The 14427-nt window shown below is 47.1% G+C and carries 15 protein-coding genes and 1 pseudogene; 7 read left to right on the top strand and 9 right to left on the bottom strand.

Annotation, left to right across the window (positions count from 1 at the left end; all coding sequences use genetic code 11):
- Positions 1–225: 225 nt before the first annotated feature.
- Together Q0117_RS07190 and Q0117_RS07185 are read left to right on the top strand one after the other, a co-directional pair.
- The gene (locus tag Q0117_RS07190) at positions 226–846 is read left to right on the top strand and encodes a Type 1 glutamine amidotransferase-like domain-containing protein (protein ID WP_297924123.1); all 621 of its coding nucleotides are present in this window, start codon (positions 226–228) and stop codon (positions 844–846) included.
- 137 nt (positions 847–983) lie between these two features.
- The gene (locus tag Q0117_RS07185; protein ID WP_297924121.1) at positions 984–1562 is read left to right on the top strand and encodes an NAD(P)H-dependent oxidoreductase; all 579 of its coding nucleotides are present in this window, start codon (positions 984–986) and stop codon (positions 1560–1562) included.
- A 90-nt stretch (positions 1563–1652) separates the two neighbouring features.
- Here the strand turns inward: Q0117_RS07185 and Q0117_RS07180 are convergent, their stop codons facing one another.
- Positions 1653–1922, bottom strand: a complete 270-nt coding sequence (locus Q0117_RS07180; protein ID WP_297924153.1) for an AraC family transcriptional regulator — start codon at positions 1920–1922, stop codon at positions 1653–1655.
- A gap of 114 nt (positions 1923–2036) precedes the next feature.
- Positions 2037–2558, bottom strand: a pseudogene (locus Q0117_RS07175) (AraC family transcriptional regulator); the annotation flags it as partial.
- Positions 2559–2784: 226 nt separating this feature from the next.
- Between Q0117_RS07175 and Q0117_RS07170 the strand changes: the two are divergent.
- Both Q0117_RS07170 and Q0117_RS07165 read left to right on the top strand, forming a co-directional pair.
- On the top strand, positions 2785–3804 hold the full coding sequence (locus tag Q0117_RS07170) for an alpha/beta hydrolase (protein WP_297924151.1): 1020 nt from the start codon (positions 2785–2787) through the stop codon (positions 3802–3804).
- Positions 3805–3857: 53 nt separating this feature from the next.
- Positions 3858–4274, top strand: coding sequence for a cyclophilin-like fold protein (locus Q0117_RS07165; RefSeq protein ID WP_297924119.1), 417 nt, complete (start codon positions 3858–3860; stop codon positions 4272–4274).
- 89 nt (positions 4275–4363) lie between these two features.
- On the opposite strand, the gene Q0117_RS07160 is transcribed toward Q0117_RS07165, so the two are convergent.
- The 7 genes from Q0117_RS07160 to Q0117_RS07130 form a co-directional block, all read right to left on the bottom strand.
- A complete protein-coding gene (locus Q0117_RS07160) occupies positions 4364–6082 on the bottom strand; it encodes a proline--tRNA ligase (protein WP_297924117.1) in 1719 nt (572 codons plus the stop codon).
- Entirely contained in the window at positions 6072–7628 is a 1557-nt protein-coding gene (gene hemA, locus Q0117_RS07155; RefSeq protein ID WP_297924115.1) for a glutamyl-tRNA reductase, read from the bottom strand. Before hemA ends, Q0117_RS07160 begins: the two co-directional genes overlap by 11 nt.
- Positions 7628–8620, bottom strand: coding sequence for a polyprenyl synthetase family protein (locus tag Q0117_RS07150; protein ID WP_297924112.1), 993 nt, complete (start codon positions 8618–8620; stop codon positions 7628–7630). The genes hemA and Q0117_RS07150 overlap by 1 nt, the downstream gene beginning before the upstream one ends.
- A gap of 1 nt (position 8621) precedes the next feature.
- On the bottom strand, positions 8622–8867 hold the full coding sequence (locus tag Q0117_RS07145) for a DUF2018 family protein (protein WP_297924110.1): 246 nt from the start codon (positions 8865–8867) through the stop codon (positions 8622–8624).
- 176 nt (positions 8868–9043) lie between these two features.
- Complete coding sequence (locus Q0117_RS07140) at positions 9044–9427, bottom strand: hypothetical protein (protein ID WP_297924108.1); 384 nt, start codon at positions 9425–9427, stop codon at positions 9044–9046.
- 373 nt (positions 9428–9800) lie between these two features.
- Entirely contained in the window at positions 9801–10715 is a 915-nt protein-coding gene (locus tag Q0117_RS07135) for an HAD family hydrolase (protein ID WP_297924106.1), read from the bottom strand.
- Positions 10716–11072: a hypothetical protein gene (locus tag Q0117_RS07130; RefSeq protein WP_297924104.1), complete on the bottom strand. Its 357-nt coding sequence runs from the start codon at positions 11070–11072 to the stop codon at positions 10716–10718.
- 194 nt (positions 11073–11266) lie between these two features.
- Here Q0117_RS07130 and Q0117_RS07125 point away from each other — a divergent pair, with 194 nt between their 5' ends.
- Genes Q0117_RS07125 through cysK form a run of 3 tightly spaced genes read left to right on the top strand, consistent with a single transcriptional unit; the run spans position 11267 to position 13875 of the window.
- Positions 11267–12538, top strand: coding sequence for an aminotransferase class I/II-fold pyridoxal phosphate-dependent enzyme (locus tag Q0117_RS07125; RefSeq protein WP_297924102.1), 1272 nt, complete (start codon positions 11267–11269; stop codon positions 12536–12538).
- Complete coding sequence (locus tag Q0117_RS07120; RefSeq protein WP_297924100.1) at positions 12538–12951, top strand: Rrf2 family transcriptional regulator; 414 nt, start codon at positions 12538–12540, stop codon at positions 12949–12951. Before Q0117_RS07125 ends, Q0117_RS07120 begins: the two co-directional genes overlap by 1 nt.
- Before the next feature lie 9 nt (positions 12952–12960).
- Positions 12961–13875, top strand: coding sequence for a cysteine synthase A (gene cysK / locus Q0117_RS07115; protein ID WP_297924097.1), 915 nt, complete (start codon positions 12961–12963; stop codon positions 13873–13875).
- The last annotated feature ends 552 nt before the right edge of the window (positions 13876–14427 follow it).

Here is a 14427-nt window from a genome sequence, read left to right as displayed (position 1 = left end):
CAATTGGCGTTGCCGTTCGGGTTTTTGTATAGTTTGCAAACCGCTGCGGCGATAAATTTTTACCATTTTATCGGTAGAATTCCGCCCTCGCCATTTTTCATCGTGTGCTTGCTTTGTGGGCGCGGTAGAATTTACTCTGCTAGTTTGGGTCGCATTGCTCGCAGTCATTGCGGCCAAGCTTTACGAGCGCTTTAAATCAGCGCAAATTTAATGAAAGGAAAAACAATGATAGAGATGTTTTTATGCTCCTATTTTGCGGGTGCGGCGACGCTTTTTGAGGACTATGCGAGGCAAAATATCCGCGCTAAAGAGGTGCTTTTTATCCCGACCGCCGCAAACGTAGAGGAGTACCGAGACTACGTGGACGAGGCGAAAGAGGCGTTTGCTAAAATGGGTTTTGAGGTTCAAATTTTAGACGTTTCAAAAGCGAGCGAGGTCGAAGCAAAGGCAAAAATCGGCGCAGCGCAGGTGCTTTACGTAAGCGGCGGCAACACCTTTTATCTTTTGCGCGAGCTTAAAAAGAAAGGTCTTGCCGGGCTGATCGCTAAGCGCGTCCAAAGCGGCGAGCTCGTGTATGTGGGTGAGTCGGCGGGCGCTATGATCGTAGCCCCCAGCGTGGATTACGCGAGCGCGATGGATGATGCGAGTGGTAGTGAATTAGTATCAGCGCAAACCGGGCTAGATCTTGTTAAATTCTATCCAGTAGTACACTACGGCGAGGAGCCTTTCGTGCAAAGCACGGCTAAAATTTTAAAAGCTTACGGCGGCAAGTTAAAATTGGTGCCGATAAATAACGCCGAAGCGATCGCGGTGCACGGCGATAAATTTGAAATTTTAGGGCGGTAAACTGCGGCGTAAAAGTAAAATTAGTAATTAAACGCTTCATAAAATTTACGCTTATATTTTCGCATAGGGCTGCGAGGTGAAATTTTAACTTAGGTGTGCGAGTGTCGCTAACGAATAAATTTAATCAAAGGATTAAAATGAAAATACTACTTATCAACGGCGGAGCGCCGTTTAACGGCAATGGCGGCAAGCTAAGCAAGACGCTGCACGAGCTAGCCAAAAAAACGCTACAAGCCCTAGGGCATGAAACGCGCGAAACTACGATATTTGAGGGCTACGATATAGATGCTGAGGTAGAAAAATTTCTATGGATGGATGCTGTGATCTGGCAGATGCCCGCGTGGTGGATGGGCGAGCCTTGGCTAGTCAAAAAGTACGTGGACGAGGTGTTTATGGGCGGCATAGGCAAGATAGTGGCAAACGACGGACGGCACAGCGCGAGCCCAAACGACGGCTACGGCACGGGTGGACTGATAAAGGGCAAATCTCACATGCTAAGCGTTACTTGGAATGCGCCGCTTCAGGCGTTTGAGAAGCCGGGCGATTTTTTCGAGGGCGTGGGCGTGGACGGCGTTTATCTGCATTTTCATAAGGCAAATGAGTTTTTAGGTACGAAAAGGCTGCCTACTTTTATGTGCAACGACGTCGTTAAAAACCCTGATGTAGAGCGTTTTATGAGAGATTACGAAGCGCATTTAAAAAGGATTTTCGGCTAAATTTAAGCAGACTTTAGCGCAAATTTATAAGCTAGACAGTAGAAATTTTACCCTGCCCTTTGTGCCGTTAAATTTGATCTAAATTTAAACTCATGCCACGCCGGAGCGTAGAATTTCGCTGTGAATTTTAGGCGGTACGCCAAACATCCTTGCGTATTCGCGGCTAAACTGCGATGCGCTCTCGTATCCTACGTCAAAGGCGGCCTGCGCTACGCCGATATTTTTGGTCGCGAGCAGATTTTTTGCCTCTTCAAGGCGGATCTTTTTTTGAAAAGCTATGGGGCTTAGCGAGGTTACGATTTTGAAGTTATGATAGAACGACGACTCGCTCATATCGCATTCGCGCGCGACGTCTTTCATGCTTAACTTTTGTGAAAATTCGTTTTTTATCTTTGCGACGGCATGCAAAATTTTATTAGAAACGCTGCCTTGCATAGCAAATTTATTTAAAAAGTAGCCGCTTTTATCGCTTGTTACAAGTGTATAAAGGATCTCTTTTTTGGCAAGATCCGATAGAAATTTGATCTTCTCTTTCGGCTTTTCTAGCAACCAAACAAACCTCAAAACAGGCTCTAGTATCTCCTCCGTAAGATCGCCGAAAAATACCCCCTTTTGGCTCTTTTGCATGTTATCTTCTTTTATCTCGACGTTTTTTAGCACTTCATAAATTTCATCCATGCTAAAATTAAGGGTAAGCGAGATATATGGCCTCTCTTTTGAGGCGTCGGTTAGGCTCACTCTTAGAGGCATATAGGTCGATGTGAGCAGATACCTTTACTCGTTGTATCCGCTCATCTCATCGCCAAAACCCACCGACTTTGCCCCCTGCAAGATAATGCACAAAGATGGATTGTAGATCACATTGATAAAATCATGCGTCTTTTCGCTAATGTAAAAATCAAGCGAGTCGATGTCGCTTTGAACAAGGCCGTTTACGCCGTATCTATTTAGTAAAAACTCTTTTGTCTGCTCTTTTAGTAAATTTAGCTCGCTCATCTTGCTCTCCGCCTCAAATTTTATGAAATTATACCCCTTTTTAGAAATTTTACAGGATTAGGCATGAAATTTGGAGGATCGTTCTAACGCAAAATTTAAAATCCTGCTAGAATGCACATTACAAAATAGCTTGTAAAGCTAAATCAAAACCAAAAGGACAAAGATGTATCTTAAGAAATTTGCAGCGGCGCTTATAGCGTCAAGTTTTATTTTAGTAGGCAATGCAATGGCAGGTGCAAACGTGGCAAAATCACCGCTAGAGGCGGTCTCTATGGTTAGCGAGTGGGATAAAATTTTCGCCAAAAGCGACAAAGTAGATCACAAGAAAGTCAAATTTAAAAATCGCTACGGCGTGGAGCTAGTAGGCGATCTTTATACGCCTAAAAATTTAAAAGGCAAAGCAGCTGCTATCGCAGTTAGCGGGCCTTTTGGCGCGGTAAAAGAACAATCAAGCGGACTTTATGCGCAAACGCTAGCTGAGCGCGGTTTTATCATGCTTGCCTTTGATCCAAGTTACACAGGCGAGAGCGGCGGCGTGCCGAGGAATTTAGCAAGCCCAGAGATAAATACCGATGATTTTAGTGCGGCGGTTGATTTTCTAGGGCTTCAAGACAATGTAGATCGCGAGCGTATCGGCATTTTAGGCGTATGCGGCTTTGGCGGTTTTGCTCTAAACGCGGCTCTTAGCGATCCTCGCATAAAGGCAGTTGCAACCAGCACGATGTATGATATAACGCGAGTGGCAGCAAAAGGCTACAACGATAGCATAGGCGTGGATGAGAGATATGAAAATAAAAAGAAGCTAGCCGAGCAACGCTGGGTCGATGCTAAAAATGGCAAACCGGCACTTACTGGTGCGATAAACGTTGATCCAAAAAAGATAGACGCAAGCACGCCGCAGTTTATAGCTGAATATGCGGACTTTTACCGTACGCCGCGCGGATATCACAAACGCTCTGTAAATTCAAACAGCGGAGAGAGCGGCTGGATCGTTACAAATCTTATCTCGTTTATAAATATGCCGATCCTTGCTTACGCAAGCGAGATGAGGACTCCGACTCTTATCGTAGCTGGCGAAAAGGCGCACTCAAGATACTTTAGCGAGGACGCTTTTAAATCGCTTGGCAACAAAAATAAAGAGCTAGTTATCGTCCCTGGCGCCGTGCATACCGATCTATATGACAATAAAAACAACAAGATCCCATACGATAAATTTGAGGAATTTTTCAAAGCAAATTTGAAATAAACAAGCCCCCCTGCGCTTTGCAGGGGTAAATTCGAGAGATAAGGAAGGTAAAAATGAGAAAAATTTTAGCCATCTTTATGCTTTTTGCAGGGCTAAATTTAGTAGCTGGGGAGAAAATGCGTAATTTAAAGATAGTTCTAAAAAGCTCTAGCGGCGAAGTCACTGCTGTCTTAGATGATACGGCAGCGGCTAGGAGCTTTGCCGCACAGCTACCGCTAACGCTAAATTTAAGCGACTACGCCGGACACGAAAAGGTCGCCAAACTGCCAAAACCGCTTGACGTAAGCGGCGAGCCAAAAGGACGCGATGGCAAAAAAGGCGAGATCTCGTACTTTGCTCCGTGGAATAACTTCGTCATCTACTACGGCTATCAGCCCTACTACGAGGGCATCGTACGTCTAGGCGTGATAGATGGCGATGTGAGCTTGGTCGCAAAAGACGCAGAGATCAGGATAGAGCCAGCAAAATAAATCCGCCGTAGCCGCAAAATCAGCTCGCAAATTTCAAAATATAGCGGCAAAATTTAGCCCAGATTTAGGGCTAAATTTTTACGCGCTTCTTAATTTTTCTCGATTAATTTCTTCTCGATAAGCTTTAAAATTTCATCCGCGCTTACGCTCTGCCGCTTTAGGCCTGCGCGAGTGATGAACTCGACGTTTCCCTCAGTTAGGGCCTTACCCGCGAGCACCGCGTACGGAAAGCCCATCAGCTCGAAGTCGTTCATCTTCACGCCGAAGCGCTCCGCGCGATCGTCGAGTAGCACGCGAACTCCGCGCGCACGGCACTGCTCATATAGTTTCTCGGCAAATTCTACCGCAGCCGCGTCTTTGTGATTTGAGATAATGATCTCAAGCTCGAAAGGCGCCAGCTCGCGCGGCCACACGCAGCCTCGCTCATCGTGGCTGCTTTCGATCGCCACGGCTATGAGGCGGCTTGCGCCGATGCCGTAGCAGCCCATGTAAAACGCACGAGCCTTGCCGTTTGCATCCAAAAATCGCGCCCCCATCGGCTCGGAATAGCGCGTGCCGAGCTGAAAGATATGGCCCACTTCGATGCCTTTTGTGATGCTAAGCTCGCCGCCGCAGCACGGACATGCGTCGCCTGCGCCCACGGCCGCGAGATCCGCAAAGCGCGATTCGTTAAAATTTATCACGCTAGCGCCCACGTAGTGGTAATCCGGCTCGTTTGCGCCCGCGATTATCTCGCGCGCTCCTTTCAGCTCGGCGTCAATGTAAAATTTCACTCCCTCGCCGAGCCCGAAAGGTCCGCAAAAGCCTGCCGTAAAGCCAGCTCGCGCGATTTCATCTTCGCTAGCATCGACTAGCTCAAGCGCACCGCAGGCATTTTGCGCCTTGGTCTCTTGCAGCTCGTCGCAGCCGCGGATAAAAAACGCTACGATCTCGCTGCGATCCTCATATAGCGCTTTTTTGATCACCGCTTTGATGGTGTAGAATTTATCCACTTTAAAAAATTCCGCCACCGCGTCGATCGTTTTCATCGCGGGCGTTTTAAATTTCATCATGCCGTCGGTTTCGGGCGCGGCGGCGTTCGTGGTTTTGGGCGCGCGGCGCGCAGCCTCGATATTTGCGGCGTAGTCGCAGCGCTTGCACACGACGATATCGTCCTCGCCGTTGTCCGCTAGCACCATAAACTCCTTGCTGCCGCTGCCGCCGATCGCGCCGCTGTCCGCATCGACCGCGCGAAAATTTAACCCTAGTCGCGTAAAAATCCGCGAGTACGCCTGCCTCATCACCTCAAACTCGCGCTTCATATCCGCAGCGTCTGCGTGGAAGCTATAAGCGTCCTTCATCGTAAACTCGCGTCCGCGCAGAAGCCCGAAGCGAGGGCGCGCCTCGTCGCGGAATTTCGTATTGATCTGATAGATATTTAGCGGCAGCTGCTTGTAGCTCGTGATCTTATCCGCTACCATCAAAACCGCCGCTTCCTCGTTAGTTGGGCTTAGCACGAAGTCGTTATCCTTGCGGTCTTTGAAGCGCAACAGCTCTTTGCCGTATTTGGCGTAGCGGCCGCTTTTTTTCCACGCATCTGCGGACGTCACGACGCTAAAAGAGACCTCCTGCGCGCCCGCAGCGTCCATCTCCTGCCTGATGACGGCGCAGATCCGCTCTAGCACTATCTTTCCTAGCGGCAAAAAATTATAAAGCCCGCTGCCCAGCTGCTCGATAAATCCCGCGCGGATCAAAAGCGCGTGGCTAGGTAGTACCGCGTCTCTAGGGGCCTCTTTTAGGCTCGGAGCGAAAAGCTTGCTAAATTTCATTCTGTCTGTCCTTTTTCTCGTTTTCTTGATTTAAAAATTTTTCGTAGTTTTCTTGCAGTTCAAAAATTTCGACCAGCGCGTTTACCGTGCCGTCAGCATCGTCCGCTTCGCCGAGGTTTTTTAAATTTACCGTCGGAGCGTGCAGAAACGCTTTAAAAACCTGATGGATCAGCTTGCGCGCCTCCTCTGCATCGCTGTGCTTTAGATAGCCCTTTTTAAGCGCCTTGGCTAGCTCCAGCTCGGCTACTTGCTTCGCGCTTTGGCGCAAAGCCTTGATGATCGGCGTGGATGCAGCCGCCTTGAGCCATTTGAAAAACTCGTTTGTGCATTTTGCCACGATCGAGTAAGCGATCTGCGCCTGCTCCTCGCGAAGCAGCAAATTTTTCTTTACGATCTCCTCCAGATCATCGACGCTATAAACCTCGACGTCCTCGCTTTGGGTGAGCTCTACGTCGCGCGGCACGGCGATATCGAAAAAATATCGTTTAAAGCTTTTGGGCTCGAGCAAGCTATCGGTAATGATCGGCTCTTGCGAACCGGTGGCGCTGAAAAATAGGCTATTTACGTTTAGATATTTTTTGAGATTATCAAGGCTATCGATTTTAATATGGGATTGTACCTGCGCGGAGGAATTTGCGCAGGCGGTGGAATTTTTATCGTCCTTTGGATTTTCGCCTGCTATGCGAGATTCATTGCTGTCTGTAAAAGTCTCTTTATTAAAATTTACGCCGTCTTTGGAATTTTGTTTTTGCGCGACATTTTCGCCCGCGAAATTCGCGACATTTCCGGAATTCAAGTCGTCTGAGTTATTTCCTGCGCCGGGATTTTCATCCGCGCAATCTTTCGCATCCAAGGAATTCTCGCCAAGCAACGAGGCGGCTAGCCTCTGCGCGCCGACTAAATTTCGATTTAAGATCGTGATATTCACGCCGTTTGCGAGCAGGTGTTTGCACGCTAGCTCGCTCATCTCTCCCGCGCCCACTACCACGGCGTCCGCGCCCTGCAAGGAGCCCAGTCTGTCCTTTGCCATCGCTACGGCGACGCTTGAGACCGAGATTGGGTTTTTTGAAATTTCGGTTTGATTGCGGATACGCGCCGCGCACTTTAGCGCTTCATCTATGGCTTTTGCGATTTGAGCGCCGGCGCGAGCGTTTTGCATTGCGAATTTATAGGCGTCTTTGAGCTGGCCTACGATCTGCGTTTCGCCCACTACGAGGCTGTCAAGAGAGGCTGCGACGGCGAAAAGGTGGTGTATCGCGCCGTAATCTTCGTAAATATCGGCACGCTCGGCTAGCTCGTCGTAGCTCACGCCGCTAATGCGCGAGAGTGCCAAAAGCACAAATTTCTGCGCTTCATCAAAGTCGCTTACGACGGTAAAAATTTCTACGCGGTTGCAGGTGCTAAGCACCAAACACTCCTCTATCGCGGAGTTTGAAGCCAAAAGGCGCAAAATTTCTTTCTTGCGCACGTCGTTTGAAAAAGAAAGTTTCTCGCGCACCGTGATGTCCGTGTTTTTGTGGGTGAAGCTCACGCTCATATACGCCATCAAAACTCCCTATCTATCATATCTCGCACGATCTGCTCTAACTTATCGTTTTTAAATTCCGCCACGGCTTCAAGCGCCTTTTGTCCGTAGGCGCGAGCTTCGTTTATACAGCGCTCGATAATGCCGTGCTCGCTAAATTTTGCCTTGATCCATGAAATTTCGCTCTGGCAGAGCTGCTTTTTAAAAAACGATTTTAGCTTTTGCCGCTGTGCATCATCTAAATTTTCATATAAATAGATGTAGGGCAGGGTGGTTTTGCCCTCCGCAAAATCGCTCAGGCTCGGCTTACCGAGCGCTTCTGAGCTTTGCGTCACGTCTAAGATGTCGTCGATGATCTGAAACGCAAGCCCAAGGTTTTTGCCGTATTCACCGAATTTTACGCTCGCGCTTGAAATTTTATTATGATCTTTCGCGGCATTTGAAATTTCTACTTCGTTTTTTGTGCCGCTCATATCTGAAATTTCGCCGAGATTTTCTGCGCTGCCGAATTTTAAAAACGCCCCGCAGCGCGCGACTTCTTCGATCAAAGCGGAGGTTTTTAGATAGATCATCTGCAGATATTTGCTCGCATCGTCGTTGAAATCATTGCTTAAGCTCACATCCATCAGCTCGCCCACGGCCAGCTTCGTGACGGCGCCCGAAAGCGCGGCGGCGATGCGGCTTTCAAATTTGCTAAGCTCGAAGTATGCCTTGGAATAGAGTATGTCGCCCAACATCACGGCGTTTTTGGAGCCGTAAGTGGCGTTGATCGAGGGCTTGCCGCGGCGCACCGAGCTTTCGTCGATGACGTCGTCGTGCAGCAGGCTCGCAGCTTGGATTAGCTCGATGATCGCGCATAGACGCAACGATTTTTCATCCTTTTGCGCGATGTTTAGCAGTAGCTTGGAGCGCAGTTTTTTGCCTGAGCTAAGTTTCGCAAACATCTCATTAGCGGGCTCGTAGCCGCAGTCTGCGATGAAGCTTTTCATAATTAAATCAATTTGATCTAGCATTTTACTCGTCGTTACTTAGGATATTTCCGCTTATTTGCAAAAATTTGTCGTTTAGCTCGTCTTGTAGATCCTGCTGCGCGATGAAGTTTTCGATCTCGCGCTCGCTAATGCCGCGCGCTTCGCAGAGCCGCTCACAGGCGATTAGGCGGATTAGAGCTTCTTCAATTTCGTTTTGCACTAAAGTAGGGCTTGCAGCGGATAAAATTTCAAAAAATTTCTCTCTTGGGCTGCCTTCAAAAATATCCATTTACCTTCCTTAAAATTTCGCGATTATAGCAAATGTAAAATTTAATTTAGGTTAGGGCGCGGCAAACTATCGGGGGCTTTTAAACATGAGTAATTACGCAGATTTTGCACTTGCGTGCGGTAAATTTTAAGCTTAAGCGCGGGATTTTGGGCTTTGAATCTATAAATTTTAAAATTTTACTTGTTTGCGAGATAGGTAGAGCGAGCGGAATTTAAAAATTTAATCTTGGTCGCGTGGCAGATTAAACGCGAAGCTTTGCAGATAGGCGGAATTTTACATTTATAGATAAGCGGCTTGATTTTTGCGGAAATTTTAAAATTCCGTGGCGCGAGTAAAATTTTAGATTTCGCTTGAATGGATAGAATTCCGCTTTGTTTGAGCGATAAAATTTTTGGATTTTGCGCAGGCGGAGAGGATTTTCGCTTTGCTTGTGCGGTAAAATTTTGATTTCTGCACGGCGGATAAATTCTATTCTCACAAAATCTAATCGTGTGCATAACACAGATCAGGCTTTTTAAAATTTTAAAAAGCCGCCGCTTTGCGAGAATTTGAAATTTCATGGACGCAGTAAAATTCCAAAATCGCGTTTAGCATTAAATTTTAAGTCTGGTTTTTGAGGCAAATTTTAAATTAAGCCGCGAGAGGGCGTCTTTAAATTTTAAAATTTCGCCACCTTTTACAGATAGAATTTCATTTTTCACGCAGATAAAATCGCGCACTACAAGAGCTACTTTTAAAATTTTAAATTTACTCTTGTAAATGAAATTTCTATTTTTGTGCTAGCGGGAATTTTCTGCGCAAGGATTATTTTTAAATTTAACCTCGCTTACGTTGCGCACGAGGACGGAATTTGTTCCGTTTTAAGAGTTAAGCGTGATTTTACCCTGCTACAATACTACTTTTAATTAGCTATGTCTCAAAAGCCAGGCTACTTTAAATTCCGCCGATGATTTTGCGCGCTTGCGTGATGCTTAGGGCATTGCGGCTTAGTTTGCTAGGCTCGCCAAACCCCCAGCATACCTGCAAATACTCAAGTTTTGCGCCTCTTAGATCTGCCAAGTTTGCCTGAAAACATCGCGCTACTGCAGCTTGTGCGCTTTCCGTCGTTTCTGCTTTTGCGGAAATTTTGGCGCCTTTAAAGCTTAGCGTTGCCGCTCCGTCAGCATCTGTGTCGTTAGGGCGGAATTTTTCATCTGCGTTAAGATTTTCGCCGCAAGAGCTTAAGCTTCCGCTACTAGCGCTGAAATTCTTTCTACTCGTATCGCGGCTAGCATTTAAGCTCCCATCGTCATTGCCGCCTTGAAATTCTAAATTTTGTAAAAATTCTGCGCCACGGATCGCGGCTAACTCATCCTTTTTGCTATCGCCTAAAAAAATCGCGTTTTTGTGCGGTGAGCGTGCGATTACGTGTAGCAGCATCGCAGGGTTGGGCTTTGATGGCATCTGCTCGTTCGCGCCTACGACCAGATCAAATAGCCTGCGCACCCCCGTCTTTTCTAAGATCGCGCTTAGGGTATAGGAAGGCGCATTGGAGGCGACTGCGAGAAAAAATCCTGCTTTTTTGCACGAGTGCAAAAGATCTTCGATACCCTCGTAAAGCACGGCAAAATCGCGGTAATTGCTTACGAATTCTTTTTCAAAAAACGCAAGCTCTTCGGCGCTCGCTTCGGTTTTGCCGTAAAATTCTAAAAAGGCGTTTTTGCTAGGATCGTTGATGGTGTGGACGATGAAATTCTTTTGCAGTGGCGCTAAGCCATAGAGCTCGCGGCGAGTGTTGTTGACGCTGATTTCGATCGCGCGCGAGGAGTCAAGCAGCGTGCCATCCATATCAAAAATCACGGTTTTCATCTAATAATCCTTTAAAAAATCGATTTTGTGCTTATCTTTTTTGTAACACTTATTATTTTTGAGCTTTTGCAGAGCGTTTGCTTCATGCTGTAGCGCTGATCTAAACACAGCATCGCTGATCTGTCCTGCCTCGCTAGCACCAAGGACGTTTTTAGCAAAGCTCTCAAGCGCCTTAGTGTAGGGACTATCTAAATTTACGGCGACCGCTTTAGATAAAATTTCGTAGTTTTTAGCTATTCGCTTCGCAAAAAGCTCTGCGTCGAAATCCTCGCGCTTTAGCAGTGCTACGGCGGATTTTACGAAGCGTTCTAACGCGCGGATATATTTAACGCGCTCATCTTTTTCTTTGATTTGCATGACCTTTCCTTAATTAAAGCGCGCATTATAGCAAAATTCGAAATTTTGGCAAAATTACGCATATTGTAAAACTATATTTTAATAATATTTTTTCTATAAATCCTGTATTATAGGCATTTTAAAATCATATAAAAATACTTGACCTTATTTTAAAATTTAGCTATTATTCGTCAAATTTTTTACAAAGGACGAAAATGCAAAAAGAAACCCTCGCAACTCACTTCGGTTACGATTCTATCGCCGGCTACGGCACGATGGCAGTTCCCATTTATCAAAGCACCGCGTTTAACTTCGGTTCTAGCAAAAAGGCCGCCGATCGCTTCGCGCTGCGTGATCTAGGGCCGATTTATGGGCGTTTGACAAATCCTACTACTGATGTTTTTGAGGCGCGACTTGCGGCGCTGGAAAATGGCAAAGCCGCAATCGCGGTCTCTAGCGGGCAGGCGGCGATATTTTTTGCGGTGGCAAATTTAGCCGCGGCGGGCGAAAATATCATCATTGCCGAGAAAATTTACGGTGGCGCAACTACGCTTTTGGCGCATACGATCAAGCGTTTCGGCATCGAAGCTAGGGTTTTTGACTCCGAAACGGCAGATAATTTGGAAGGTTTAATCGACGATAAGACTAGAGCGATCTTTTTCGAGACGCTTTCAAATCCTCAAATTTCGGTTGCAAATACCGCTAAAATCGCTACAATCGCAAATAAGCACGGCGTAGTAACGATTGCGGATAACACGATCCCAAGCCCTGCGCTTTACAATCCGCTTGATGACGGTGCCGATGTCGTAATCCACAGCGCTAGCAAATATATAAGCGGACAAGGTCTTAGCATCGCAGGCGCGATCGTTGCGGGCAAAGGATTAAATTCCAAACTCAAAGGCAATCCGCGTTACGCACATTTCAACGAGCCTGATGAGAGCTATCACGGCTTAGTTTATGCGGATTTAGTAGATAATTTCGACATTTATACGCTTAGGATTCGCTTGTCCCTGCTTCGCGATATTGGTGCGACGCTATCGCCGTTTAACGCGTTTCAGCTCATCCAGGGGCTTGAAACACTGCCGCTTCGCATGCAAAAACACTCGCAAAACGCGCTAAAGATAGCAGAATTTTTGCAAAATCATCCGAAGGTAAAGCAGGTCAATTATCCGGGGCTTGCAAGCTCGCCGTTTAATGCCGCAATCAAAGCTAAATTTAAAAACGGCTATGCAAGCAGTCTGATGAGCTTCATCGTAGATAGCGAAGAAACAGCGCTAAAGGCGGTTAGCAAGGTTAAAATTTTCTCCGTCGTAGCAAATATCGGCGATACGAAGTCGATCATCACTCATCCTGCGAGCACGACGCATTCGCAGCTAAACGAGGAGCAGCTAAACCGCGCTGGCGTGCCTGCGAGCTTAATCCGCCTAAGCGTGGGTATAGAGGACGCGAATGATTTGATTTCCGATCTTAGTGAGGCACTGAAATAATGGCACTTTTAAGCACAAAGGGCGTTTATGGGCTGGCTGCGATTTTGCAGATCGCCAAAGCTAGCGAAGTAGCGCCGATAAGTATAAAAGAGATCGCCGAGCGTACGGGAGTTTCTAAGAATTATTTGGAGCAAATTCTAAATACCCTTAGAAACGAAAAGCTAGTGTGTAGCATCAAAGGTAAAAACGGCGGTTATCACCTAGCCAGAGATGCTAGCGAGATAACTTTTGGTGAAATTTTTACCGCTCTTGAAAAGGATCTGCGGATGACTAGCATTCAGATGAACGATCCTGGACTGCGGGCGTTTTTTGAGAAATTTGACGTTAAGCTGGCAGAGATATTTAACGAGCCTCTAAGCAGCTACGAGGAGATGATGGCGCGAAGCGTCCAGTATTTAAATTTCAGCATTTAAAGGAAAAATATGAAAATAGCAAACGATGTTACGGAGCTCATCGGCAATACTCCGTTAGTCAGAATCAATACGTTTGGCAAAAATGCCCTCATCCTAGCCAAGGCGGAATTTTTAAATCCGAGCCACTCGGTCAAAGATCGCATCGCGTGGCAGATCGTAAAAGACGCGCTAAGCTCGGGCAAAATCGATAAAAATAGCGTTTTGATAGAGCCTACCAGCGGAAACACGGGCGTGGGGCTTGCGATGATCGCGGCGAAGTTCGGTATGAAGCTCATCCTAACGATGCCAAGCTCGATGAGTATCGAGCGCCAAAAGCTCATAGCCGCATTCGGCGCTAAAATCGAGCTGACCGATCCGAAATTCGGAATGAAGGGCGCGGTAGATAGGGCAAATGAGCTAGCGGCGAGCACTCCAAATAGCTTCATCCCGAGCCAGTTTGATAACCCGAGCAATCCAAAAGCGCATTTTCAAAGCACTGGACCTGAAATTTGGGAGCAAAGCGGCGGTAAGGTAGATATTTTAGTCGCGGGATTTGGTACCGGCGGCACGCTCAGCGGCACGGCGAAATTTTTAAAATCTAAAAATCCAAACCTAAAAGCCTACGGCGTGGAGCCTGCTAGTTCGCCGCTTCTTACGTGCGGCAGTGCGGGCGGCCATAAAATCCAGGGCATTGGTGCAAATTTTATCCCTGATAATCTTGATAGAAGCGTCATCGACGGCTTTTTGAGCGTTGAGAACGACGATGCGTTTGCGGCAGCTAGACAGCTAGCACAAAAAGAGGGCTTGCTCGTGGGTATCTCAAGCGGTGCGAACGTATCCGCCGCCGCACAGATCGCCGCCAAGGCCGAAAACAGGGGTAAAGTGATCGTTACGATCCTCTGCGATACCGGCGAGAGGTATCTTTCTACCGAGCTTTTCAAATAGTCGGCGGTTCTGCGTGGGTGCGGCGTTAGCGCGGTAACTTTTACGCATTTTACGCGGGCGCGCAGCTTCGCGAGATTAAATTTTATGCGGGTGCCGGAATTGGCGCGATGAGTTTTGCGCAATCGCGCGGATTATTGCGACGATTAGAGATTATATTTTGCATTTTTCGCGCTATGCCGGCGCGAGAATTAATACGATAATTTCTGCGCGGGCGCGGCGATTATTGCGATGGTTGCGCGATGAGTTTATGTGAGCATAACGATTTTTTGCTTTGTCGATTTTACGTTTATTAATTTGCTAATTTAGCGGCTCGTCGCGAGATAAAATTTAGCCCCAAAACGGTCTAAATTTTAAAATTTCATCTTTATGCGCCTCGCTGATTGCGGGCGCGCTATGTATGACGGCGCGACCGCGAAACGCAGGGCATTAAATTTAAAGCTGCCTAGGCCCGCCAAATCTGCGCGATCCGTACGCCGCAAAATTTTATATCGCCGTCCGCACACGCGGCATAAATTTTAAAATCCTGTCTAAAATTTTAAAGCTCGCTCGTGC

Origin of the sequence: uncultured Campylobacter sp., from assembly GCF_937997535.1 — a bacterium.
Classification (GTDB): domain Bacteria; phylum Campylobacterota; class Campylobacteria; order Campylobacterales; family Campylobacteraceae; genus Campylobacter_B.
This window is presented reverse-complemented; position numbering and strand designations above follow the sequence as displayed.

Bases quoted from the DNA above. Each gene is read 5' to 3' on its own strand.
- Q0117_RS07190 (WP_297924123.1), top strand. From the start codon at position 226: ATGATAGAGATGTTTTTATGCTCCTATTTTGCGGGTGCGGCGACGCTT.
- hemA (WP_297924115.1), bottom strand. From the start codon at position 7,628: ATGGCGTATATGAGCGTGAGCTTCACCCACAAAAACACGGACATCACG.
- Q0117_RS07165 (WP_297924119.1), top strand. From the start codon at position 3,858: ATGAGAAAAATTTTAGCCATCTTTATGCTTTTTGCAGGGCTAAATTTA.
- Q0117_RS07125 (WP_297924102.1), top strand. From the start codon at position 11,267: ATGCAAAAAGAAACCCTCGCAACTCACTTCGGTTACGATTCTATCGCC.
- Q0117_RS07140 (WP_297924108.1), bottom strand. From the start codon at position 9,427: ATGAAATTTCAAATTCTCGCAAAGCGGCGGCTTTTTAAAATTTTAAAA.
- Q0117_RS07180 (WP_297924153.1), bottom strand. From the start codon at position 1,922: ATGAAAGACGTCGCGCGCGAATGCGATATGAGCGAGTCGTCGTTCTAT.
- cysK (WP_297924097.1), top strand. From the start codon at position 12,961: ATGAAAATAGCAAACGATGTTACGGAGCTCATCGGCAATACTCCGTTA.
- Q0117_RS07145 (WP_297924110.1), bottom strand. From the start codon at position 8,867: ATGGATATTTTTGAAGGCAGCCCAAGAGAGAAATTTTTTGAAATTTTA.
- Q0117_RS07120 (WP_297924100.1), top strand. From the start codon at position 12,538: ATGGCACTTTTAAGCACAAAGGGCGTTTATGGGCTGGCTGCGATTTTG.
- Q0117_RS07135 (WP_297924106.1), bottom strand. From the start codon at position 10,715: ATGAAAACCGTGATTTTTGATATGGATGGCACGCTGCTTGACTCCTCG.
- Q0117_RS07130 (WP_297924104.1), bottom strand. From the start codon at position 11,072: ATGCAAATCAAAGAAAAAGATGAGCGCGTTAAATATATCCGCGCGTTA.
- Q0117_RS07170 (WP_297924151.1), top strand. From the start codon at position 2,785: ATGGCAGGTGCAAACGTGGCAAAATCACCGCTAGAGGCGGTCTCTATG.
- Q0117_RS07185 (WP_297924121.1), top strand. From the start codon at position 984: ATGAAAATACTACTTATCAACGGCGGAGCGCCGTTTAACGGCAATGGC.
- Q0117_RS07160 (WP_297924117.1), bottom strand. From the start codon at position 6,082: ATGAAATTTAGCAAGCTTTTCGCTCCGAGCCTAAAAGAGGCCCCTAGA.
- Q0117_RS07150 (WP_297924112.1), bottom strand. From the start codon at position 8,620: ATGCTAGATCAAATTGATTTAATTATGAAAAGCTTCATCGCAGACTGC.